We start from the raw sequence: 22,962 nt of genomic DNA, 5'->3' as shown, positions 1-22,962 counted from the left end.
CGAACGTGGCGAACGACAACACCGACCCGGTGCTGGCGCGCCGGACCGCGCTCGCGGTCCTGGGCGCCGGGCTGGCGGCCGGGTGCAGCACCTACGGCGGCACCTCGGCCTCGACGCCCGCCGCACCACCGCCCGCGGCGGGCACCGAACTCGGCGCGGCCGCCGACGTGCCGGTCGGCGGCGGCAAGGTGTTCGCGGCGCAGCAGGTTGTGGTGACCCAGCCGGCGGCGGGCACCTTCGCGGCCTTCTCGGCGATCTGCACCCACCAGGGCTGCACGGTCGACGCCGTCGCCGACGGCACCATCAACTGTCCCTGCCACGGCAGCAAGTTCGCGGTCGCCGACGGCTCGGTGGCAACCGGCCCGGCGTCGCAGCCACTGGAGAAGAAGACGGTCACCGTCACCGGCGGCAAGATCCGCCTGGGCTAACTGTAGGCCTTGGTGATCGTCTTCCCCTCGATCGTCCACAGCGGACTTGACGGGTCCGGCTCGCCGTGGAGGAAGGTCCGGCCGTCCGCGCAGGCGTAGCGGGCGCCCGGCGGCGCGCGCCCGGTGACGGCGGCGCACTCCAGGCCGCCTTCCAGGGTGAGCAGGAAAGGATCGGCCGTGCCGCCGGACCGTGGTGGCGACGGCAGCGCGCCGGCGTAGGTCAGGAGCACGGCTTCGGTCGCCGAAGTCGGGCAGACGACCTGGGGCCGGGTGCCGGGCGCGGCGAAACAGGGGTCGTACGTGGTGTCCCGGGTCGAACAGTGATAGGCGTCGTGGCGGCCGGACGCCGCGGACACCCCGTCACACCCGCCGGTCACCCGCTGCGCCGGGGTGACGCTCGATGGCCGGAATCGGACGGTTTGCGTGAACCGCTGCGCGCGGCTCGTCGTCACCGGGATCTCGACCGCGGGACCCGCCGCGGCGAGGCCGTTTGTCACCGGTCCGATCCCGTCGGCGACGAACCGGCGCACGACGTCGCCGCCGTCCGGGTGGCACGGCTCGAGCGCGGCCCACATGTCGGCCGCGACCTCGGCGATCGGCCGGCCGGCGGGGTAGCGGGCCGCACCGGCGTCCGCGGCGCAGCTCAGCACGTCGGACGCCGGCCCGGGCCCGGTGGCCAGGCCGAAGAGCGTGGCCGTGCGGTGCGCCACCGCGGTGAGGCCCGTGCCGAGCGCGGGGCCGGCCTCGGCCTGACCGCGGACGGTCGCCGGCAAGCGGCCAAAAGGAACGTCGTAGGTCACGCCGGAACCGGGCCACAGCAGGTCACGCTGGCGCGGGCGGCCGGACAACTGCACGGCGGACGTGCTCGCGGCCGTGGTCCGGGTACTCGGTTCGGGCCAGCCCGGCGGCACGGTGATCCGGTAGGGCACCCGTGCGCCCGAGGTCAGGGTGACGCTCGCGTGGCCGTTGCCGGCGGTCACGCACGCCCAGACCGGTGTCCGCGGATCGGGCGCACCCAGCTCGACGGTCACCCCGGCGGAGCTCGCGGCCCGCCCGGCGCAGGCCGGCCGGGTCGGCGGCTCCGGCACGACGTCGCGGCCCAGCGCGGCGAGGTCGAGCAGCCCGCCCCAGAAGCCGCCCGGTTCCGCCAGGTCGGCGACGATGCTCCGGGTCGCGGCGTCGTAGCCGGCCGGGACGAGCCGGGTCCCGTCCACGGTGACGACCACGGGCGTGAAGCCGGCCGGCGGCGCCGCGGGCACCGGGATCCGCACCCGGGGCGGGAGGCTGCCGTCGAAGCTCAGGACCGCGCCGCCCCCGATCCGGCGCGTCATCGGCGGCGTGACGCCCGGCTCGGGCGCCGGCCGCGCCGAAACGCGAGTCCCCGCGGGCGCGGCGACCTGGATCCCGGCGACGACCAGCGTTCCGGCCGAACTCGCCGTGCCCGCGCCGGGAAACCGTTGCCGCGCCAGCACTCCCGTGCCACCCAGCAGCAGCACGACCACGGCTGTGGCGAGCGCGCGCCGGGCCCGCGTGTCGTTCGTGACCATCGCGCCTCCCGGAAACATGTGTGCTTCGCGAGTCATCGGAGGCAGCATGGTCGTTAGCCGCTGTGGCCCAACCGTGACCGGCCCCGTCCGGTTCGCCGACGGGCAGGCCCTGGTGCGCGGAGGCCGGTAACCCGGTCGCCACCACCACGCCGGTCTGGCACGATCGGACCGGTGAGCCCGGTCGAGATCGCCTGCGACGAGTCGGGCTCCGAGGGCGAGAACCTCGTCGGCGGCGAAACCGACGTCTTCGCCCACGCCGGGGTGCGGCTGACGCCGGAGGCCGCGGCCGCCTGCGTGCGGGAGATCCGCCGTCGGATCGGCTCGCCCGCCGAGGAGTACAAGGCCAACCACCTGCTGCGCGCCAAGCACCGCGCGGTCCTCGAGTGGCTGCTCGACCCGGACGGCCCGCTCGCCGGCCACGGGCACGTCCACCTGACCGACAAGACGCTCTTCGCCGTGCGGGCCGCCGTCACGCTGCTGGCCGAGGACGGCACGGACACGATGGCGCGCACCCTCCACCGCACCGGGCCGGCCGCCTTCGGCAGCGCCCGCTGGGAGTTCTTCCTCGCCGCGTTCACCAGCGTGCTGCGGCTGAAGCCCCGGCGCGGCGTGACGGCGTCGCCGGCGGAGTTCTTCGCACTGGTCGACGAGCTCGCCGCGGTCCCCGGGGAAGCCGGCGAGATCGTCGCGCGGTTCCGTGGTGGCGCCGAGCGCGTGGCCGCTTACCGTGCCCGGCTGGCGCGCGACCCGAGCTTCGTGCCGGTGCTGGATCCGCTGGTGCCCGCGGTGTTCCACACCGTCCGCCATTGGAGCGCGGACGGCACACCGGTCGCGGTGGTGCACGACGAACAGCTCGCCCTCACGCCGGAACGTGTGCTGCAGCTCAAAGCCGCCCTCGGCCACCGGCTGGCCGGCGTCCGGTTCGTCGACTCCCGCACCGACGCGCGGGTGCAGATCGCCGACTTCCTCGCCGGGGTCGCCCGCCGGATCGCCTCCGACGCGCTCAACGCCCGTGGGGACACCCGATTGACCGGCCTGCTGAAGTCCTTTGTGGACGCCGAGTCGGTCTGGGCCGCGGTCAGCAGCTGATCACCTGCGTCGCCGGGGTCGTCGTGTCGAGCCGTTTGACGTACGCGCCGCCGCTGCGCCGGGCGCACGCGGCGGCCTTGGTGGTGAACGGCCCGGCGAAGACGGCGTAGACGTCGGCGCCGTTCAGCTGCTGCCGCAGCGAGCCGCAGCCGGTGCTCGGCGCGTGCAGGTACCCCGCGCCGGGGTTCGCGGCGAGGAACTGCTGGACGTCGGCGCGGTAGCGGGCCGGGGTGACGGCGGAGCCGAGCACGACGATGTACGAGCCGTCGCACGCGGGTGTGCTCATCGGCGTCGCGAGGCCGAGGTCCGCGCTGCTCGTTACGCTGGTGGCGATCGACGTCTGGACGCTGACCTGGGTGGTGGTGACCGGCGGCGCGGTCACCGGCGGCGCCGGCGAGGTCGACGTCGGAGCCGACGGCGACGGGCTCGGTGTCGACCCCGCCTGCGACCAGGTTTCGCGGAACGTGAACCAGCCGGCGACGGCCAGGAGGGCGACGAGCGCCGCCGCGGCGACCAGCCACGGCGCCTTCGACCCGCGCCGGACCACCGTCTCCGGCGGCGGCCCGGGGACCGCGCCGACCCGCGTGGCCTGCCGGGTCGGGGGAGCGGCGGCGGACACCGGGCTGGTGCCGCCGAGCGCGGCGCGGGCCGCGTCCGCCAGCTGCGTCACGCTGCCGAACCGCTCGGCCGGGTCCTTCGCCATGCCCCGCGCGATCACGTCGTCGAACGCGGCGGGCAGGCCGGGCCGCAGCTCGCTCGGCCGGGGCGGTGGCTGGTGCAGGTGGGAGCCGATCAGCGCCACGGGCGTCGTCGCGGTGAACGGCTTGCTGCCGGTCAGGCACTGGTGCAGCACGCAGGTCAGCGAATAGACGTCGACACGGTGGTCGGCCGGCGCGTCCGTGAAGCGCTCGGGCGCCATGTAGTCGAGGGTGCCGATGGCGCCGCCGGTCGCGGTGAGCTCGGTGCCGGTGCCCGCCGCCCGGGCGATGCCGAAGTCCACGAGGTAGGCGAACCCGGTTGCGCCGACGAGCACGTTCGACGGCTTGACGTCCCGGTGCACCAGGCCTTCGGCGTGCGCGGCGGCCAGCGCCTGGGCGACCTGCCCGACCACGTCGACCGCTTCGGCCGGGGCCAGCGCGCCGCCCGCGCTCAGCTTGCCGCCGAGGTCTTCCCCGTCGACCAGCCGCATGTCGAGGTAGAGCCGGCCGTCGATCTCGCCGTAGGCGTGGATCGGGATCACGTGTGGCTCGCGCAGCCGCGCCACCGCGTGCGCCTCCCGGCGGAACCGCTCCTGGAACTCCTGGTCGGCCGCGTACTCCGGCGCGAGCAGCTTCAAGGCGACAACGCGGTCGTGGCGCGTATCGTAGGCGCGCACGACCTCGCCCATGCCGCCGCGGGCGATCAGCGATTCCACGCGGTACGGCCCGAACTGCCAGCTCACGCGTTTCCCTCCACCAGGGGCCCGGACACGGTGGAGTCGTCCACCGCGCACCGGGACGTTACAGGCCGCCGCGCTGCTCGCGCCGCTGTCCGGCGGGCCGCGCACCCGGCTCGGTTCGAGAAGCACCTGCCAAGTCCACGTACCCTGGCTGAGTGCGGACCCGACCCACCCTGACCTGGACCTCGGCGGACGAGCCGCTGCCGCGGACGTCCAGCCTCGACGAAGTCGCCGACGTCGTCGCGCGGCGCCGGGTCGCCGTGCTCAGCGGCGCCGGCCTGTCCACCGAGTCCGGGATCCCCGACTACCGCGGCGAGTCCGGCAGCCTGCGCCGGCACACACCGATGACCTACGACGAGTTCGTGACCAGCGCCGAAGGGCGGCAGCGGTACTGGGCGCGCAGCCACCTCGGCTGGCGCACGATCGCCCGCGCCGACCCCAACGACGGCCACCGCGCGGTCGCGGCGCTGCGCGACGGCGGGTACGTCTCCGGCGTGATCACGCAGAACGTCGACGGCCTGCACCAGGCCGCGGGCACCGCGGACGCCGTCGAGCTGCACGGCAGCCTGGACCGGGTGATCTGCCTGGACTGCCGCCGCACCAGCCCGCGCGCGGAACTCGACCGGCGGCTGCGGGCGGCCAACCCGGGCTTCGAGGGGACGGCCACCCGGATCAACCCGGACGGCGACGTCGAGCTGCCCGAAGCGGTGGTGCGGCAGTTCACGCCGGTGCCGTGCGAGGACTGCGCGTCCGGGGTGCTGAAGCCGGACGTGGTGTTCTTCGGCGAGAACGTGCCGCGCCCGCGGGTCGAGCAGTGCTACCGCCTGGTCGACGACGCGGACGCGCTGCTGGTGCTGGGCTCGTCGCTGACGGTGATGTCCGGCCTGCGTTTCGTCCGGCACGCGGCGGCCGCGGGGAAGCCGGTGGTGATCGTCAACCGCGGCGAGACCCGCGGTGACCGGCATGCGTCGGTCCGGGTGGACCTGCCGCTGGGGCAGGCGCTGCCGGCGCTGGCCGCACGGCTGGGCTGCGGGGATCGCGGCCGAACCGGGTGAGCAGCCGGTCCTGACGGCCGGCGCCCGGTGCGCCGGGCGGCGGGTCGGCGAAGAACCCCGGGCCCACCGCGAGACCGGCGAAGATCGAGTCGAAGTCTTCGTCGATCCACGCGACCAGGCCCGGGTCGAGGGTGTCGTCCGCGCCGAGGGCCCGGGCCAGGTCCCAGGTGTGCACCGTGCTGTCCGTCGTGCGCACGGCCAGGGCGCGCCGCCCGGTCAGCTCGCCCAGCGGGTAGTCGACAACGCGGTCCAGCGCGCCCACTTCGGCGAACGCTTCGGCGCACACGCGGACCGAGTCGGTGAACGCCGCGACCGGGTCGGTCCCGAGCGCGTCGGCGTCGCGGGCGGCCAGGAACTCCGCGCGGCTGCCGCCGTGCAGGAGCGCGACGTAGTTGAGGTTGCCGCGGGTCATGTGGTTCACCAGCGCCCGGACGTCCCACGCGGAACACGGCGTCGGAGCGCCCCACGCGTCCGGCGCGACCGTGCGGAGGTGGTGCTCGAAACCCTTGCTGGCGAGCAGGAAACGGTCGAGGAGCGTCATGCCCGCAGTCTGGCCGGGCACCGGCCGCGGTGCTCGCGGGAATCGGCCGTCGTGGACGAGCCGGGCCGGGCGAGTTGGGGGGAGACGCGCCCGGACCGGCTCTGCGGCGGACCTCCACAGCCGGCCGCTGCCCACAAGACGCGGCGGCCTCCCGGGTCGTTACACCGGTTGCAGCCCGTCCCACGACCAGTGCGGCATCACCAGGCCCGCCGGGACATCGTCGGCCGGACCCGGGTAGGTGAGCACCTCGGCCACCGCCCACTCCATGTAGGCCCGCAGCGCGGCGCGGAACTCCGCGTCGGCGGGCAGGCCCGCGTCGTCGGCCGCCTGCACGAAGCACGTCACGAACCGGCGCCCGAGATCGCTCATGTCGCCGTTGCCGGCGTGCATCTTCAGCACGGCCGAATGGTCGCTGCACTCGGCGGAGAACCGCGGCGGCCCGCCCAGCACCTCGGCCCAGTACCGGGCCAGCCGTTCGACGTGCTGCGGGTGCTGCCCCGGGTGCGAGAACGGGTGGTTCAGCTCGGGGTCGGCGAGGCAGCGCTCGTGGTGGGCGGCGGCCAGCGCGAGGAACGCGGGGTCACCGCCGGCGAATTCGTACAGCGTCGGGCGCATCCGCCGAGCCTGGCACGCGCGCCCGCCGAAAGCCAGGACGTCAGCGGGTTCCGGCGGCGGCACGTTCCGCGGCGGGGGAGAAGCCGCCGAACGCGTCGACCGCCCGCCGCACGTCCTCGGCGACGAGGTCGTGGTTCAGCGCGCCCGCGGCGGCCGCACCCTGGGCCGCGGCGATGATCACGGTCGCCCGCGCGTCGACGACGTTCCCGGCCGCCCACACCCCCGGCACGCTGGTCTTGCCCATGGCGTCGACGGCCACGACGTCCTCGTCGGTGACGGCGCAGCCGAGCCCGCGCAGCACGTCGTCGTGCGGGACCGTCCGGGTCCGGACGAACAGCGCCACCCGCGGCACGAACCGTTCGCCGAGCTCGATCCCGGTGAGGCGCCCGTTTTCCCTTCGCAGCGCGGTGACGAGGCCGTCGACAACACGGATGCCCCGCGCGTCGAGCCGTTCACGGTCCTCTTCGGACGGTGGCGCGGTGTGCCCGAAGTACACGACGTCCGGCGACCACTGGCGCACCAGCAGCGCGTGCTCGACGCTCGCGGGCTCGGTGCCGAGCACCCCGAGCGGCTGGTCGCGCACCTCGTAGCCGTGGCAGTAGGGGCAGGTCACCGCGTCGGTGCCCCAGCTTTCGCGCAGGCCCGGGATGGCGGCCAGGTCGTCGTGGACGCCGGTCGCGACGAGGACGCGCCGCGCGGTCAGCTCCCGGCCGCTCGCGAGGTGCGCGGTGAAGCCGGGGTCGAGCCGGGTGACCTGGTCTTCGAGGATGTCGACGCCGTAACCGGCGAGCTCCTCGCGGCCGATCTTGAGCAGTTCGGACGGCGGCAGGCCGTCGCGGGAGAGGAAGCCGTGCATGTGCGACGCGGGCGCGTTGCGGGGCGCGCCGCCGTCGACGACCGCGACGCGCCGCCGCGCCCGGCCCAGCATCAGGGCGGCGCTGAGGCCCGCGGCGCCGCCACCCACCACCAGTACGTCATAGCTGTTTTCGGTCATGCGGCCACCATGAACCCGCCATCGCGATTCCGACAACAAATGTTGCCGTTTCCGGGACGAGCGGGTTTCCTGGGAGCATGACGGACGCGATCACCCAGGCCCTGGCCGAGGTCGGCCCCCGGCTCAAGCGGGTCCGCACGCAGCGGCGGGTCACCCTGGCCGACCTGTCGACGGCGACGGGCATCTCGAAGAGCACGCTGTCCCGGCTGGAGTCCGGCCAGCGCAAGCCGAGCCTCGAGCTGCTGCTGCCGATCGCGCAGGCCCACCAGGTCCCGCTGGACGAGCTGGTCGGCGCCCCGGAGGTCGGCGACCCTCGGGTCCGCCTGACCGCCCGCCGCATCCCCCGCCACAACGGCGCGACGATGACGGTGCTCCCGCTCACCCGCCAGCCGGGCGCACCCCAGGCGTTCAAGATGATCCTGGAACCGGAGACGGGCGAGCCCGACCCCCAGGTCCACGAGGGGTACGAGTGGCTGTACGTGCTGTCGGGCCGCTTGCGCCTGGTCCTGGCCGACCGCGACATGACACTGGGCCCGGGCGAGGCGGCGGAGTTCGACACCCGGCTGCCGCACTGGTTCGGCGCGGTGGACCGGCCGGCGGAGATCCTCAGCCTGTTCGGGAAACAGGGGGAGCGGCTGCATCTGCGGGCCAAGTCCCGCTGATTCTTCTGGACTTGCCGGTCCATTTCTTTCGGAGTTACGTGGAATCCGCACCAGTTCCCGCCCGAGAGAAGGTTCCCCGATGCACGCGGTCTTCATCCGTGACCACGGCGGCCCGGAAGTCATGACCTGGACCGAGTTCCCCGACCCCGTCCCCGCCCCCGGCGAAGCCCTGGTCCGCCTCCGGATCGCCGGCGTGAACTTCATGGACACCGGCGTCCGGAGGATGCCCCTGCCGACTTGGTCCGTGCCTGCCGTGCTGGGTGTCGAAGGTGTCGGCACCGTGACGGCGCTGGGAAAGGACGTCACCGATCTCGCCGTCGGTGACCGCGTCGCCTGGTACTACCACCAGGGCAGTTACGCCGAGCAGCTCGCGATTCCCGCGGACTCGCTGGTGAAGGTCCCCGACGACATCGGCGACGAGACGGCCGCCGCCGTCATGATGCAGGGGCTGACCGCCAACCACTTCACCACCGAGACCTACGCGATCCGGCCCGGTGACACCGCCGTTGTGCACGCCGCCGCGGGTGGGGTCGGGGCGGCGCTGACCCAGCTGGTCAAGGCCCGCGGTGGCACCGTGATCGGCCTGGTGTCCCGTGAGGACAAGGTTCCGGTGGCGAAGGAAGCCGGCGCCGACCACGTTCTCGTCTCGAGCGGTGGCGGGTTCGAGGACCAGGTCAAGGAGCTCACCGGCGGTGCAGGCGCGGATGTCGTGTACGACGGCGCCGGGTCGTCGACGTACCGCTCGTCGCAGCTGGCCCTGCGCCGCCACGGCGTCCACGCCTACTACGGCGTGCTGATCGGCAACAATCCGACGTTCAGCCCGATGGACCTGCCGAACAGCATCCTGCTGTCGTACCCGGCCGTCGCCGATCACGTGCCGACCCGGGAAGCCCTGGTCCGGCGGACGAACGAGATCTTCAAGTTCGTCCGAAGTGGACAGTTTGCGCCGCGCATCGGGCAGCGTTACGCCCTGGCCGACGCCGCGCAGGCGCACCGGGACCTCGAATCCCGGCTCACGACGGGGAAGCTGCTGCTGATCCCGTGAGGCCGGTCGTCAGCCGAGTTCGCGCTGCATCAGCAGGGTGTCGAGCCAGCGGTCGTGCTTGAACCCGACGCGGCGCAGCACACCCGCGTCGGTGAACCCGGCCGCGCGGTGCAGGTTCCGCGACGCGGGGCTGCCCGAGTCGACGACCACCGCGATCGCCTGCCGCGCCCCGGCTTCGCCGCACTGCTTCAGCAGGTCGTCGAGCAGCCGCCGGCCGTGACCCCGGCCGGTGGCGCCCGCCGCGAGGTAGATCGTCGTCTCGACCGAGAACCGGTACGCCGGCTTCGGCCGCCACGGCGTGGCGAGCGCGTAGCCCAGGACGTCGTTTTCCCGCGCCAAGACCAGGAACGGCAGCTCGGCGGCGCGGATCTTGGCGCGCCACTGGTCCGCGGTCGGCGGCGTCGTCTCGAACGTGACAACCGAGCCGGTGACGTACGGCGCGAAGACGGCCGCAACACCCTCGGCGTCAGCCTCGGTCGCCGCCCGCACTTCCTCTATAGTGGACATGGAAGGTATTATAGAGGAATGATTGATCCCCTGGTCCTCGGCCGCCGCCTGCACGACCTGCGGGCCGATCGTGGCCTGGCGCTGAGCGCGCTGGCGAAAGCGGCCGGGGTCAGCGTCAGCATGCTCTCGGCCATCGAGCGTGGTGAGAAGACGCCGACGGTCGTGGTGCTCTCGCGGATCGCTGACGGCCTCGGGCTGTCACTTTCGCGGCTGCTGGCCGACCTGGAGACCGACCGCGTGATCCTCCGCCGCGCCGCCGAGCAGCAGCACGTCGCCGAGCCCGGCGGCTGGCACCGCACCGTGCTGACGCCGGTCGTCCCCGGTGTCAACTTCGAATGGATCCGCACCACCCTGCCGCCGCACTGCGACGCTGGCACGTTTCCCGCGTACGCGCCGGGTTCCCACGAGTTCGTCGCCGTCGAGGCGGGCACGCTGCACCTCGGCGTCGGCGACGCGGAGTACGTCCTGACGGCGGGGGATTCACTCTACTTTCCCGCCGACGCGGCACATTCCTACGCCAATCGCGGTGACGAGCCGTGCGAGTACCACGTCGCCGCGCTGGTGATGCGCCCGCGTTCCTAGGAAAACCCGATGACACGGCGGCCGTCGCCGTGCGACTCTTCCCGGCATGTTCCCCGTGTCCGATCGCGCGACGCTCGCAGGCGTGTCCCTGCCGAGCGCCGGTTCGGCACGGCTGAGCGGCGCTCGAAGCTGACCCTTCCCCGATTCCCCTGTCCTGTCGCGGAACCGCCGGGGGAGGGTCGACGCGCTCCGCCGGTTTCGCGCATTCCGCTTCAGCACAGGGAAAAGTCATGACCAAGCAGCAGTACGTGCGGACCAAGCCGCACCTCAACATCGGCACGATGGGGCACGTCGACCACGGCAAGACCACGCTCACCGCGGCCATCACCAAGGTGCTCGCGGAGCAGGGAGGCGCCAACCGCTACGTCGCCTTCGACCGCATCGACCGCGCGCCGGAGGAGATCGAGCGCGGCATCACCATCAACATCGCGCACGTCGAGTACGAGACGCCGACCCGGCACTACGCGCACGTCGACATGCCGGGGCACGCCGACTACGTCAAGAACATGATCACCGGCGCGGCCCAGCTGGACGGCGCGGTGCTGGTGGTTTCGGCGCAGGACGGCGCGATGCCGCAGACGCGCGAGCACGTCGTGCTGGCGCGCCGGATCGGCGTCGAGCACCTGGTGGTGGCGCTCAACAAGGCCGACCTCGCCGACGACGAGGACCTGCTCGACCTGGTCGAGCTGGAGGTCCGGGAGCTGCTGACCCGCTACGGGTTCGACGGTGACCGCGTGCCGGTGGTCCGCGTTTCGGGGCTGCGCGCGCTCGAGGGCGACCCGGTGTGGACGGAGCGGATCCTCGACCTGCTCGCGGCCGTCGACGAGCACGTGCCGATCCCGCCGCGGCGGCTCGACCTGCCGTTCCTGATGCCGATCGAGAACGTCCTGACGATCACCGGCCGCGGCACCGTCGTCACCGGCGCGGTCGAGCAGGGCACCCTGGCCGTCGGTGACGCGGTCGAGGTGATCGGGCTCGGCCCCGCGGTGTCCACTGTGGCCACCGGGCTCGAGACGTTCGGCAAGCCGATGGAGCGAGCGGAGGCGGGCGACAACGCGGCGGTGCTGCTGCGCGGCGTGAAGCGCGGCGAGGTCCGCCGCGGCCAGGTCGTCTGCCTGCCGGGCAGCGTCCGGCCGCACACGCGGTTCCGCGCGGACGTCCACGTGCTGTCGGCGGCCGAGGGTGGCAGGCGCACGCCGTTCGCGGCGAACTACCGGCCGCAGTTCCACTTCCGCACCAGTGACGTTGTCGGAGTGGTCGCCCTCGCGCCGGGCGTGACGGTGGTCCGGCCGGGCGAGGCCGCGTCGCTGACGGTGGAGCTGGGCCAGCCGGTGGCGATGAGCCCGGGTCTCGGTTTCGCGATGCGCGAAGGCCGCCTGACGGTGGCGGCCGGCACGGTCACCGAGGTGCTGGACTGAAGAGCGGGCCCGTCCCTTCGTGGGGGCGGGCCCGCTCCGGTTTTGCCGTTCGCGGGATTTGTGCGGTTGGCGCTGCTAGCGTCCTGAAGGTGCGAATGTGGTGGTGCGGTCCGGTTCTGGCGGTCGCCTTGGCGGCGACGGCCTGCGCGGGCGCGCGGTCGGGCAGCGGCCAGGTGGTGCCCCCGACCACAACCACGCCGATCACGACCACCGCACCGGCCACAACGGACTCCCCGGTGACAACGACAACCTCACCCGGGACGACCCAGACCCGCGCGCACACCCCGACGGCGACGACCAAGAAGCCGACGACTCCGCGCCGGAGCACCACCACTCGCCGCCGGCCTCGCTGAGCCGGATCCCGGATTGCGGTTCGGGTGGCTGGTAGTGCTGCTCGTAGCGGGCGCAGCGATCGCGGCGTGCGACGCGGCCCCGCCGGCCTCACGCGCACCGATTGTGCCCGTCACCAGCGAATCGGTGCGTTACGCCGACGTCCAGCGTTCCGGTTACCCCGGCGCCCGCGCCGGCCACGAAGAAGGCCCCGGTCCGCAAGACGCCGACCCGGAAACCGCCGCAGTACGGCTACCAGTGCCGGGACGGCGACGAGCTGAAGTACGACGTCTGTGCGGGCCACAAGGCGTGGGTCGACGGGCAGCGCGAGTTCACCGACTGCCTCGACGGCGGAGGCACCTGGGACCAGGCCGCCCAGCGCTGCGTCCGCCCCTGACGTCAGCGGCCCCGCAGCTCCGGCCGCGCCAGCCCCAGCCCCGCCAGCACCATCAACGCCACCGCCAGCACCGCGACGATCACCTCCAGGACCGGCGCACCCGCCGCCATCGTCAGCGTGACGATGCTCGACACCAGCAGCAGCACCCCCGCCGCCATGCTGAGCCAGCACAGCGGCGCGGTCCTCGGGATCACGTGCCAGTGGTTCCGCTCGGCCATCGGACCTCCTCGATCGGTTCCCCCGAGAGCTGCCCGGATCCGGAGTCGATCAAACCGGCGGGAATCCGGCCCGGCGGATACGTTCCACTGAGCGGAACAGCAGGCTGTCCCGCGCCACAACGACAGTGCGACGGTCGGACCATGGCTCCCGTGATGGCGGCGATCGTCGGCCCCGGCAACATCGGCACCGATTTGCTGGCGAAGCTGCGACGCAGTGAAGTACTCGAAGTCGGTTACGTGGTCGGTGTGGTCGAGTCCGACGGGCTCGAGCGCGCCCGCGCGCAGGGGATCGCGACGTCCGCCGAGGGGGTCGACTGGCTGCTGCGCCAGGATCCCCTGCCGGAGCTGGTGTTCGAAGCGACGTCGGCGAAGGCGCACGCCGCGAACGCCCCGCGCTACGAGGCGGCCGGCATCCAGGCGATCGACCTGACCCCGGCACACCTCGGCCCGATGGTGTGCCCGCCGGTGAACCTCGGCGCGCACCTCGACGCACCCAACGTTTCGATGATCACCTGCGGCGGCCAGGCCACGATTCCCATGGTGCACGCGGTTTCCCGGGTGACGCCGGTGCCGTACGCGGAGATCGTCGCGTCGGTGGCGTCCCGCGGCGCGGGCCCCGGCACACGCGCGAACATCGACGAATTCACCCGCACGACGTCCAGTGCCGTCGCCGAAATCGGCGGTGCCGGGCGCGGCAAGGCGATCATCATCCTCAACCCGGTGGAACCGCCGATGATCATGCGGGACACGGTGTTCTGCGCGATCGGGCTCGACGCCGACCGCGACGCGATCACCGCGTCCATCCACGAAATGGTCGACGAGGTCCGCAAATACGTCCCCGGTTACTCGCTGCGCGCCGACCCTCAGTTCGACGACGCGCGCGAGGAGTGGGACGGCAATGCGCGCGTCGGGATCTTCCTCGAGGTCCGCGGCAACGGCGACTACCTGCCCGAGTACGCCGGGAACCTCGACATCATGACCGCCGCGGCCGCTCGCGTCGGCGAGCTGATGGCGCGCGCGAAGCAGGAGGTGCCGGCATGACCCGCCCCGAACTGAAGCACGACGTCCGGATCGTCGACACGACCCTGCGCGACGGCAGCCACGCGATGGCGCACCGCTTCACCGAACAACAGGTGCGCGACACCGTGCGCGCGCTCGACCGCGCCGGCGTCGAGGTGATCGAGGTGACCCACGGCGACGGCCTCGGCGGCTCGTCGTTCACCTACGGGTTCTCCGCCGTCGACGAACTGAAGCTGATCGCCGCGGCCCGCGAAGAGGCGAAGCAGGCGAAGATCGCCGTGCTGCTCGTGCCCGGCATCGGCACCGCGGAAGACCTCCAGCGCGCCTTCGACGCGGGCGCCGAGATGGTGCGGGTGGCGACCCACTGCACCGAAGCCGACGTTTCGCCGCAGCACTTCGGCCTCGCGCGTGAGCTGGGGATGGAGACCGCCGGCTTCCTCATGATGGCGCACCGGACCCCGCCGGAGGACCTGGCGAAACAGGCCAGGATCATGGTCGACGCGGGCTGCCAGACGGCCTACGTGACGGACTCGGCCGGCGCGCTGCTGATGCACGAAGCCCGCCAACGGTTCGAAGCGCTGGTCGCCGAGGTCGGCGACACGGCGTGGGTCGGTTACCACGGGCACCAGAACCTCTCACTCGGCGTCGCGAACTCCGTGCTGGCCTACGAAGCCGGCGTCCGCTACATCGACGGGTCGCTCTGCGCCCTCGGCGCGGGCGCCGGGAATTCGCCGACTGAGGTCCTCGCGGCGGTGTTCGACCGGCTGGAGATCACCACCGGCCTCAACGTCGGCGGCCTGCTCGATGCGGCCGAGGAGGTGGTCCGCCCGTACCTGCAGCGCTGGCCGAAGATGGACCGCAACGCGATCGTCCAGGGCTGGGCCGGGGTGTACTCGAGCTTCCTGCTGCACGCGGAGCGCGCGGCGGAGCGCTACGGCGTCCCGGCCCAGGCGATCCTCCGCCGCTGCGGCGAGCTCGCACTGGTCGGCGGCCAGGAGGACATGATCATCGACGTCGCCGTGCAGCTGGCGGCCGAAGGGTAGGCAACCGCAAGGCGGCCTCTGCGACGCTCCCCGGTGGCAGCGGATCTGGGCGATCATGCCCGACCTTGCGCTCTTCGACGCGATCCCGGGGTCAGCCGGCGAACCGGTCCAAGGCGGCGAGCTTCCAGGCGCGTTTGACATCGCTGGCGCGGTGCCCGGAATGGTCGTCGACGAGCAGTTCGGCCCCCGGCCACGCCTCGGCCAGCTCCCACGCCGTCGTCACCGGGCAGCTGAGGTCGAGCCGGCCGTGGATGAGCACACCCGGGATGCCGGCGAGCCGCCCGGCGTCCCGGATGACGGCGCCTTCCGCCAGCCAGCCGGCGTGGGCGTAGTAGTGCGTGGTGAGCCGGACGAACGCGAGCGCGGCGTCGTCCAGCGGCTCGTCCCGCACCGGGGGAGCGCCGGGCTCGAGCGAGAGCACCACATCCTCCCAGCGGCTCCACGCGGCGGCGGCCCGGTGCCGGACCGCCGCGTCCGGGTCGGCCATCAGCCGCGCGTAGGCCCCGACGACGTCCTCGGCGCCCGGGCTGAACTTCGCCCATTCCTCCGGGAAGAAGCGTCCGGCGCCGCGGTAGAGCCAGTCGATCTCGGAACGCCGGGTGGTGCTGATCGCGCTGACCACGATCTCCGACACCCGGTGCGGAAAGCGCTCGGCGTACACCAGCGCGAGGGTGGTGCCCCACGAGCCACCGGTCACCAGCCACCGCTCGATGCCGAGGCGCTCCCGCAGTCGTTCGAGGTCGGCGACCAAGTGGTCGGTGGTGTTGTGCCGCAAGGACGTCACGGGATGGGCGGCGTGCGGACGGCTCCGGCCGCAGCCACGCTGGTCGAGCAACACGACCCGGTACCGGGCGGGGTCGAACATCCGGCGCATCCCGGGCGCGCAGCCCTGCCCGGGCCCGCCGTGCAGCACCACCGCCGGCTTGCCGCCGGGGTTCCCGCAGGTCTCCCAGTAGACGTGGTGCCCGTCGCCGACGTTGAGCAGCCCGTGGTCGTAGGGCTCGATCGGCGGGAACAGCTCGATCATCGAACAGGTTCGCCGAACCACTTGTTCAGCGCGTCGTCCAAACCCGTGGTCGTGCCGTCTTCGTGTGCCCAGGCGATGTGCCCGTCCGGCCGGATCAGGACCCCGGTCAGCGCCGGCTCGCTGACGCACTTCGCGCTCAGCACGGTGACACGATCAGCCCAGCCCGCGGCCGTTTCGCCGATGCTGTCGCCGAGGTCCAGCAGGAGCGCCTTGCCGTCCTGGAGGTGCTCACCGAGCCGGGTGCCGTCGGCGAACACGAAGTCCGGCGCGGCGCGGCCGGTGAGGTCGTGCTCGCCCTCGATCGGGTACCGGTGCAGCACGCCGGAGAGCTTCTTGGCGAGGTACGTCGCGCCGCCGCCGGTGCGCAGGAGATCGGTGACGACCTGGCGCAGCGCCTTGGTCCGGACGTCCGTGCGCATCAGCGCGACCTGGGCCCGTGTCCACTCGAGCACCCATTCGCCGATCGGGTGCCGTTCGGTGGTGTAGCTGTCGAGGAGGCCGTCGGGCGCCCAGCCGTGGATGGTCGCCGCGAGCTTCCAGCCGAGGTTGACGGCGTCGCCGATGCCGAGGTTGAGCCCCTGCCCGCCGAAGGGGGAGTGGACGTGCGCTGCGTCGCCGGCCAGCAGGACGCGGCCCTGGCGGTAGGTGGTCGCCTGGCGGGCGTTGTCGGTGAAGCGCGTGGCGCTGTGGACCTTGGTAACGCGGACGTCGGCGCCCGAAACCCGCCGGAAGCTGTCTTCCAGTTCCTGCGCGGTGACCGGGGCGTCCCGGTCCGCGGGCGGCCCGTCGAACTCGACGGTGAGGATCCGCCCGGGCATCGGCCCGTGGACGAAGAGGCCGCCGGTGCCGTGCTGCCAGCCGCCGGGGAGCGCGTCGGCGCCGGTGAGCTCGACGAGCGCCTGCCGGCCGGTGATCGCCGGATCGGTCCCCGGAAACTCGAAGCCGGCTTGCTTGCGGACGAGGCTGCGCCCACCGTCGCAGCCGACAAGCCAGCCCGCGCGGACGGTTTCTTCGGTTTTGTCGGTGAGGTGCACGGTGACGCCGTCGTCGTCGGCGTCGAACCCGGTCACCTCGACACTGCGCCGGATCTCGACACCCAGTTCTTGCGCCCGCTCGGCGAGGATGGCCTCAACGGCCTGCTGCTGGATCACAACGACGCGAGCCGCGGGCCCGACGTCCCGGAAGTCGGGATCCTCGAAGTCAACGCCGGTCGAAGCGACCATGATCCCGGCGAAGTGCCCCACCGGCATCGCGGGCTTCGGCCCGCCCCCACCCCGTGACTTCAGGAACTCTTGGATCCGCTCGAAGTTCTGCCGCACGTTCTCGTCCAGCGCAGGCAGCATGCCGCGCCGGTAGAAGGCCTCGGCCGACGGCAGGTTGATCGACCCCGCCTTGATCGTCTGGTCCGGCTCGGGCAGCCGCTCGACAACAAGCACGTCCACGCCGCTGAGCCGAAGTTCGCACGCGAGCATCAACCCGACCGGCCCGCCCCCGGAGATCACCACATCCCTGTTCATGACTCCGATGATGCCGCGAAACTTTTACCGAGTCAAACTTTGTGTCCGGTCTATACTCTCGGCTCATGGTGGATCACGGACTGCGCGAGCGGAAGAAGCGGGCAACACGCCAGCTGATCTCGAACGTGGCATCGGGCCTCTTCATCGAGCGAGGCTTCGACGAGGTGACGGTGGCCGAGGTGGCTGAGGCAGCGGGCGTCTCGAAGATGACGGTGTTCAACTACTTCCCGCGCAAGGAAGATCTCTTCCTGGACCGCCATGCTGACCGCCTGGCCGACTTGGTGTCGGTGGTGACATCACGCCCTGCGGGGACTTCGGCGGTGGCTGCTTTGCGGCGTCACCAGCACTCGCTCTTGGCTTCCGGCCACCCGCTGTCGGGAGCCATTGCGGGTGGGCCGGGGTTTTGGTGGGTTCTCAAGTCGAGTCCGGCTTTGATGGCTCGATGGTATGAGCAGGAGCGGGAGATCGCGGATGCGCTGGCTGAGGTGTTCGTTGCGGAGACTGGAGATGCGTTTCGGTCTCGGATGGTGGCTGGTCTGCTGACTACGGCGATCACGACGATCTTTACGCATGCGATGAGCCGGATTGTGGCTGGGGATGATGCTGAGGTGGTTCGGGGGGAGCAGGTCGGGTTCATTGATCAGGCTTTTGACCTGGTGGAACACGGGGTGGAGGAGTTCCCGGGCGTGTCCGGCTGAGCGGACCGGCTGATTCGCCCGAGTGGTCGTTTGGCTGGGGAGTAGCGACCGCGTACCCGACGAGCAGTTCGGCGACAGTCGCAGGTTCGCTGTCGCTGCCTGATCGGACGTACCGCTGGTCCGAGTTTTTGGTTGTGTGCATTCCGCGGCTTCAAGGCTGGATAGGCGATTGAACCGTTCGCAGTCGAACTGCTGCGTGTCGGAGGACGATCTTGCTCACTATCTACACGCCTACCCTTGCCTTAAGAGAAGCCAACCTTCCCCGGCAACATTCTTCTAGATCTCCGACGAGCGACTGACGTCGGCGACGCCAAGACATCAACGATATTTCGATAGATGGTGCTCACAGAGGTACAGAGTGAGACCTTCCGGTGTCATTGTGCGGGAAAGCCCGCCCCACCTCTCATCAGGGTCGAGCTTCAATAGCATAGCTCGCAATGTCCGAAAGTCAGCTTCGGAGCTTGCACGCTGTTGCTCAAGGCCAATGCCGCCCGAAATCGTGTCGATCCCAGCATCCTCTTGCCGAACCTCTGACGGAAGTTGATTGACTAACTCCTTCATCAAGTCACAGTCGGCCTTAGTCTGTTGACTGAGCACCTGAACACTCATTCCAAGAATCGGACCAGCAAGCGGAGCTGCATGCTTAAGAGCAAGAAGAAGATATTGTAGATAAGGACCAAGTTTTCTCAGCCACTCAGCCGGTTTCGTTATCGCATAGACACCTTGACTGTCAGGTAATCGATGCCAGGAGCCAGGCTCTTCACAGTAAAGATGGATCTCGTAGGCGGCACCCGAAAGGCGGCGGCGCCCAGAGGGAACTACAGCGAAGACACTCGGACACCTAGCCTCTTGTTGCACTTGAGCAAGTCGCTGCAGCCTAAGAAACATTCGCTGCACGTAGTCGCCCTGCTCACTCAATCGATCACCTAACTGCGTGAGAGTCCTCGAAAATTGCTCAATACTTGCTCTCGTCGCGTCGCGCTCAGATGGCGCAAGACCCAACAACAACTGAAGGACTGATACAAGATTTCCTGAGCGATGACATTCGATCTCATGGCGAGGCGGAGAAAGTGCGAGCCTTGAACGCAAGTTGTCGTAGTTGAATAGTTCACCGCACCCCTCCTCGCACGGACAGGGCACTTGACGAATAATGTCAAGCCCAGGAAATCGGTCCAAAGTGAGATTCAAACCGTCATCAAGAACCATAAAGAACCCAGCGGGCGAAGGGCCCCGAACCGATAATTCAACGACGTTACGATGACGATCCGCATTTACTAGAGCAAGATGCTGCCCGTCACTGTGACCCAGCAGGGCACCCGTTCGCCAATGTATCTTCTTGCTGAAACGATGAGATCTGGCAATAAACCAAGTGGGAATTCCCGGCGGCATTGTATTAAGTCGATATATAACCTTAATCTCTTTGACGCCCGACTGATTTCCGACACGCTCCCATTCCTCTTGATATGCAGGATACTCCCACTGAAGGCGCTCTACTACCAGGCTAATATCGCCACTCACAGAGCTGTCAATTCTATACGACAGGTCATACCGGTCCATCATGCCGAGAAGATGGTCACGAATTCCTCGATCTAGATCTCCCCAAAGGTCGTCCAGATGCTGGCGTGTCAAAATCCCACGTCGCTCATCGACCTCGTCACTATCCAACACTTTACTAATATAGTCGTTCACCCAAGATGGTCGGAGAACGACGATTTGATTCAGTTCCGGATCGTCATCATAAAAAAGAATGTCGCCAAGCTCATGAAGGGCGCGAGCGATGTACTTTTGCTGACGACCATCGGCTACACCGCTGGTGGCCATGACCTGCCACATTCGCTGCGGCGAGATATAATTTTCAGCTTCAGCACGTAAGGCGTTAGCGGCAGCCAGCCATGTTATTGGCCACTCGGAACCCATAAGTGGCAACTGAGACGCATGCAGTCTCAACAGTTCAAGCAGCTCTACCACTCCTTGCCTTGTCGCGTTATCAACATTGATATCAGCCACGATCAGCGGATATTTCTTGCGCAGCTCACCGAGCGGCAGATCGACCGGACGATCATGGATATGAGTTGCGACAAGTATGATAGGCGACATTGGGGCGCGAGCCGTAATTATGTCTAGCCAGTAGTGCAGTTTTCCTTGTTCCCATCCAAGTCGAGAATTCCACAACAGCAAGAAAAGAGAACGATTAGTCAAGAAGAATTGATGCGTGGCATGATATATTTCCTGGCCACCGAAATCCCATGCTCCCAGCTTCATCTCCACATTCTCAATTTGGGGATGTTCTAGGATTAGCTCCCTGATTGTCAGCCCATGTGTCGATGGCTCATGCGGGTCATGCTGGTCGGCCAACATTGCCTTTACAAGAGAAGTTTTGCCGACGCCTCCTTCCCCAACTACGAGCAATTTTGATGCCCACTGCGCATCACTTCCCTCTCTGCGAGCACGAATGAATGCCAGCACTGAATCCGAGCCGCCGGCGGCTATCTCCGGCGGCGGGCTGGAGAGAGGATTGCCAACAACCGAGAGCAGCTTAAGCGCAGGCAGATCAGTGAGCCAGTCGGGAAGTGAAGATAACTTGTTACCTGCTACCTCTAACAGGGTTAGCTTGGTAAGCGTTGCCATCTCGTCTGGCAAGCCAGTCAGACTGTTATCGTCAAGGTCCAGCTTCGCCATGAATCGGAGGTTCGAGATATGATCAGGAAGACTCGTGATTCTATTTGCACTCGCATAAAGACTAGTGAGCCTGACGAGATCAACAAAGCTATCCGGCAGTGTGGATATTTTGTTCGCCGAGATGACCAGTGAATCGAGATTCAAAAGTTTGCCGAAAGATTCAGGCAGCCGTTCCAACAGGTTGCCATTAAGATGTAAAGTTTCTAACCGCCGCAGATTGCCAAAGTTTGACGGCAGATCAGTGATCTGATTTTCAGAAAGGTCTAGGTATTCGAGATTGCTCAAGCTTGGGAACCACTCCTGTAAGCTGGATATTTGGTTTCCGCTCACATAGAGTGTCGAAAGATTGGCCAGCGAAGAGCAACTTTCGGGTATGGCGGACAACTCGCAATCGGAGATGTCCAGCTCCGTTAGTCGCGATAGCTGACTGAAGTCAGTTCGCAAGAATTTGAATGGATTGCCCTGGACAGAAAGTTCGGTGAGTAACCGCAGGTTACTCACTTCCTCCGGCAACTCAGACAATCCATTCTTATCTAACTCAAGGTTACTCAGGCGACTAAATTCTGAAAGCCAATTCGGCAGTTGCTGTACATGCATGTTGCCGATTCTGAGCACCTCTAATTGGCGTAGTTGAGTAAGGCTCCTTGGCAAAACTTCTATCTTGTTCCCAGTGAGCGAAAGTTCCTTAAGGTGCTTAAGTCGAGTCAGCTGTTCTGGCACTTCAGTAATCTTATTATTGCGCAACCGAAGAAAAGTGAGCTGGGAGAGCTCGCCAATCCAATTAGGAACTTCAGAGATTCGGTTGTTGCTCGCAAAAATGCCGGTCAACCGAGGAAGCTTCCGCATCCATTCAGGTAATACTTCTTGGCGGCACTCGTCGAAGGCTAGGCTAGTAAGATTGGGAAGATCGCCAAGCCAGGCAGGAAGCACGGTAAGGCGGTTCCCGCTGACCCAAAGCGACCGCATGGAACGCAACCCTGCAAGCGACTCCGGAAGCGACTCCAGCGCATTATTCTGGATTGACAGGAAACTCAAGAAGCGGAGCTCATCCAACCAGTGTGGAAGCTGAGTTATTCCGTTATAGTCGATTCGCACCGCAACAAGTTTCTTAGCGTTCCTCAGAGATTCGGGGAACTCTACCAAACCGTTCCGATCAAGGTATATTAGATGCAGATTGGAAAGCTTGGAGAGCCATTCCGGAGCGGTTTTAAGTCCACAGTTGGCAACTCCCAAGCGAGTCAAGCCACTCAAAGTTCCTATCCAGTCTGGCAATCCTGAAAGGCGATTATTGTCCAGGTATAGATCGGAAAGATTTACGAGTGCGCTCAGATCAGGAAGGCTGGCAATCGAGTTTCCGTCAAGATTGATTTCAACAAGCTTAGTCAATCGCGAGAAAGACTCTGGTATTTCTCTAATGCGGTTGTCATTAAGCTGGACTCGGACCAGTTCAGTTAGATTCACGAGCCATTGAGGCGCAGACGTCAACTGGCAGCCAGCCAAGGAGAACTGGCGAAGTTGCGTCATCCCTCCGAGCCACTCAGGCAGCCCATCAAGGTGATTATTGTCGATTTGCAGGCTGATGAGACCAGGCAGGCCCGTAATGCACTCAGGAAGGTCTTCAATCTGATTGGACGATAGATTTAGGTAGCTAATGTGCGGCAAAGAAGATGCAAGCCATTCAGGAACTCGTCGAATGTCGCAATCGTTGACCGCCAAGACGCGCAGTTGCGTGAGGCCGGCAAGCCAATCCGGTATTTCACCGATTCTATTATTCGAAAGCTTGAGCGTGGTGAGCGTACCCAAAGACGAAAGAACAGAAGGCGCCTCAGGTAGCCAGTTCGCGTTGAGATCGAGTTCAAAAAGGCTGCTTAGCCTTCCAAATGAAGTGGGCAGGTCCACCAGTCGATTACCGTCGAGATCCAAGCGAGTTAAGTCATGTAACCTACCGAACGATGAAGGAAGCTTCCCTAAAAGGTTGTTATTGAGATAAGCCTCGCTCAAAGTGTTCAGCTGGGAAAACCATTCCGGCAGCTCGGTAAGTTCGTTGTCGTTCAAGTGCAGCTCTGACAACTCAGTGAAGTTGCGAAGCCACTCGGGAACCACAGTGAGACG

At 68.0% G+C, this 22,962-nt stretch carries 21 protein-coding genes and 1 pseudogene; 12 read left to right on the top strand and 10 right to left on the bottom strand.

The window, feature by feature from the left end; genetic code table 11:
• Window positions 1-5: 5 nt before the first annotated feature.
• The gene (locus tag ACIA5G_RS11605; protein WP_395922562.1) at window positions 6-428 is read left to right on the top strand and encodes a Rieske (2Fe-2S) protein; all 423 of its coding nucleotides are present in this window, start codon (window positions 6-8) and stop codon (window positions 426-428) included.
• On the opposite strand, the gene ACIA5G_RS11600 is transcribed toward ACIA5G_RS11605, so the two are convergent.
• Window positions 425-1,975: a hypothetical protein gene (locus ACIA5G_RS11600; protein WP_395922560.1), complete on the bottom strand. Its 1,551-nt coding sequence runs from the start codon at window positions 1,973-1,975 to the stop codon at window positions 425-427. The genes ACIA5G_RS11605 and ACIA5G_RS11600 overlap by 4 nt on opposite strands.
• A gap of 171 nt (window positions 1,976-2,146) precedes the next feature.
• Between ACIA5G_RS11600 and ACIA5G_RS11595 the strand changes: the two genes are divergently transcribed.
• On the top strand, window positions 2,147-3,064 hold the full coding sequence (locus tag ACIA5G_RS11595) for a DUF3800 domain-containing protein (protein WP_395922558.1): 918 nt from the start codon (window positions 2,147-2,149) through the stop codon (window positions 3,062-3,064).
• Here the strand turns inward: ACIA5G_RS11595 and ACIA5G_RS11590 are convergent.
• On the bottom strand, window positions 3,054-4,505 hold the full coding sequence (locus ACIA5G_RS11590) for a serine/threonine-protein kinase (RefSeq protein ID WP_395922557.1): 1,452 nt from the start codon (window positions 4,503-4,505) through the stop codon (window positions 3,054-3,056). The two genes, ACIA5G_RS11595 and ACIA5G_RS11590, sit on opposite strands and share 11 nt — an antisense overlap.
• A gap of 152 nt (window positions 4,506-4,657) precedes the next feature.
• On the opposite strand from ACIA5G_RS11590, the gene ACIA5G_RS11585 reads away from it, so the two are divergent.
• On the top strand, window positions 4,658-5,557 hold the full coding sequence (locus ACIA5G_RS11585; RefSeq protein ID WP_395922555.1) for an NAD-dependent protein deacetylase: 900 nt from the start codon (window positions 4,658-4,660) through the stop codon (window positions 5,555-5,557).
• A gap of 7 nt (window positions 5,558-5,564) precedes the next feature.
• On the opposite strand, the pseudogene ACIA5G_RS11580 reads toward ACIA5G_RS11585, so the two are convergent.
• From ACIA5G_RS11580 to ACIA5G_RS11570, 3 genes and pseudogenes are all read right to left on the bottom strand, one after another.
• Window positions 5,565-6,098 (bottom strand): annotated as a pseudogene (locus tag ACIA5G_RS11580) (TIGR03086 family metal-binding protein); the annotation flags it as partial.
• 159 nt (window positions 6,099-6,257) lie between these two features.
• Window positions 6,258-6,713, bottom strand: a complete 456-nt coding sequence (locus ACIA5G_RS11575) for a group II truncated hemoglobin (RefSeq protein WP_395922554.1) — start codon at window positions 6,711-6,713, stop codon at window positions 6,258-6,260.
• A 40-nt stretch (window positions 6,714-6,753) separates the two neighbouring features.
• A complete protein-coding gene (locus ACIA5G_RS11570) occupies window positions 6,754-7,707 on the bottom strand; it encodes an NAD(P)/FAD-dependent oxidoreductase (RefSeq protein WP_395922552.1) in 954 nt (317 codons plus the stop codon).
• 77 nt (window positions 7,708-7,784) lie between these two features.
• Between ACIA5G_RS11570 and ACIA5G_RS11565 the strand changes: the two genes are divergently transcribed.
• Both ACIA5G_RS11565 and ACIA5G_RS11560 read left to right on the top strand, forming a co-directional pair.
• Window positions 7,785-8,369, top strand: a complete 585-nt coding sequence (locus ACIA5G_RS11565) for a helix-turn-helix domain-containing protein (RefSeq protein ID WP_395922551.1) — start codon at window positions 7,785-7,787, stop codon at window positions 8,367-8,369.
• A gap of 79 nt (window positions 8,370-8,448) precedes the next feature.
• Complete coding sequence (locus ACIA5G_RS11560) at window positions 8,449-9,414, top strand: quinone oxidoreductase family protein (RefSeq protein WP_395922549.1); 966 nt, start codon at window positions 8,449-8,451, stop codon at window positions 9,412-9,414.
• 9 nt (window positions 9,415-9,423) lie between these two features.
• Here ACIA5G_RS11560 and ACIA5G_RS11555 read toward each other — a convergent pair whose 3' ends face one another.
• Window positions 9,424-9,921, bottom strand: a complete 498-nt coding sequence (locus tag ACIA5G_RS11555) for a GNAT family N-acetyltransferase (RefSeq protein WP_395922548.1) — start codon at window positions 9,919-9,921, stop codon at window positions 9,424-9,426.
• Window positions 9,922-9,939: 18 nt separating this feature from the next.
• On the opposite strand from ACIA5G_RS11555, the gene ACIA5G_RS11550 reads away from it, so the two are divergent.
• The 4 genes from ACIA5G_RS11550 to ACIA5G_RS11535 all read left to right on the top strand — a co-directional run bounded on the left by ACIA5G_RS11550 (window position 9,940) and on the right by ACIA5G_RS11535 (window position 12,648).
• Complete coding sequence (locus ACIA5G_RS11550) at window positions 9,940-10,503, top strand: helix-turn-helix domain-containing protein (RefSeq protein ID WP_395922546.1); 564 nt, start codon at window positions 9,940-9,942, stop codon at window positions 10,501-10,503.
• A gap of 230 nt (window positions 10,504-10,733) precedes the next feature.
• Window positions 10,734-11,921, top strand: coding sequence for an elongation factor Tu (gene tuf, locus ACIA5G_RS11545; RefSeq protein ID WP_395922544.1), 1,188 nt, complete (start codon window positions 10,734-10,736; stop codon window positions 11,919-11,921).
• A 103-nt stretch (window positions 11,922-12,024) separates the two neighbouring features.
• Window positions 12,025-12,309: a hypothetical protein gene (locus ACIA5G_RS11540; RefSeq protein ID WP_395922543.1), complete on the top strand. Its 285-nt coding sequence runs from the start codon at window positions 12,025-12,027 to the stop codon at window positions 12,307-12,309.
• A 66-nt stretch (window positions 12,310-12,375) separates the two neighbouring features.
• The gene (locus tag ACIA5G_RS11535; RefSeq protein WP_395922541.1) at window positions 12,376-12,648 is read left to right on the top strand and encodes a hypothetical protein; all 273 of its coding nucleotides are present in this window, start codon (window positions 12,376-12,378) and stop codon (window positions 12,646-12,648) included.
• 2 nt (window positions 12,649-12,650) lie between these two features.
• Here ACIA5G_RS11535 and ACIA5G_RS11530 read toward each other — a convergent pair whose 3' ends face one another.
• Window positions 12,651-12,866 (bottom strand): hypothetical protein, encoded by a 216-nt coding sequence (locus tag ACIA5G_RS11530; RefSeq protein WP_395922540.1) that lies wholly within the window; start codon window positions 12,864-12,866, stop codon window positions 12,651-12,653.
• Window positions 12,867-13,007: 141 nt separating this feature from the next.
• Between ACIA5G_RS11530 and ACIA5G_RS11525 the strand changes: the two genes are divergently transcribed.
• Both ACIA5G_RS11525 and dmpG read left to right on the top strand, forming a co-directional pair.
• A complete protein-coding gene (locus ACIA5G_RS11525; protein WP_395922538.1) occupies window positions 13,008-13,907 on the top strand; it encodes an acetaldehyde dehydrogenase (acetylating) in 900 nt (299 codons plus the stop codon).
• Window positions 13,904-14,929 (top strand): 4-hydroxy-2-oxovalerate aldolase, encoded by a 1,026-nt coding sequence (gene dmpG, locus ACIA5G_RS11520; protein ID WP_395922537.1) that lies wholly within the window; start codon window positions 13,904-13,906, stop codon window positions 14,927-14,929. Before ACIA5G_RS11525 ends, dmpG begins: the two co-directional genes overlap by 4 nt.
• Before the next feature lie 91 nt (window positions 14,930-15,020).
• On the opposite strand, the gene pip is transcribed toward dmpG, so the two are convergent.
• The gene (gene pip, locus ACIA5G_RS11515) at window positions 15,021-15,956 is read right to left on the bottom strand and encodes a prolyl aminopeptidase (protein ID WP_395922536.1); all 936 of its coding nucleotides are present in this window, start codon (window positions 15,954-15,956) and stop codon (window positions 15,021-15,023) included.
• Window positions 15,953-17,473, bottom strand: coding sequence for an FAD-dependent monooxygenase (locus ACIA5G_RS11510; RefSeq protein ID WP_395922535.1), 1,521 nt, complete (start codon window positions 17,471-17,473; stop codon window positions 15,953-15,955). The genes pip and ACIA5G_RS11510 overlap by 4 nt, the downstream gene beginning before the upstream one ends.
• Before the next feature lie 65 nt (window positions 17,474-17,538).
• Between ACIA5G_RS11510 and ACIA5G_RS11505 the strand changes: the two genes are divergently transcribed.
• A complete protein-coding gene (locus ACIA5G_RS11505) occupies window positions 17,539-18,171 on the top strand; it encodes a TetR/AcrR family transcriptional regulator (RefSeq protein ID WP_395922534.1) in 633 nt (210 codons plus the stop codon).
• Between the two features lie 318 nt (window positions 18,172-18,489).
• Here ACIA5G_RS11505 and ACIA5G_RS11500 read toward each other — a convergent pair whose 3' ends face one another.
• Window positions 18,490-22,920, bottom strand: coding sequence for a leucine-rich repeat protein (locus ACIA5G_RS11500; protein ID WP_395922533.1), 4,431 nt, complete (start codon window positions 22,918-22,920; stop codon window positions 18,490-18,492).
• Window positions 22,921-22,962 lie beyond the last annotated feature (42 nt).

Origin of the sequence: Amycolatopsis sp. NPDC051758, from assembly GCF_044453095.1 — a bacterium.
GTDB lineage: Bacteria > Actinomycetota > Actinomycetes > Mycobacteriales > Pseudonocardiaceae > Amycolatopsis.
This window is presented reverse-complemented; position numbering and strand designations above follow the sequence as displayed.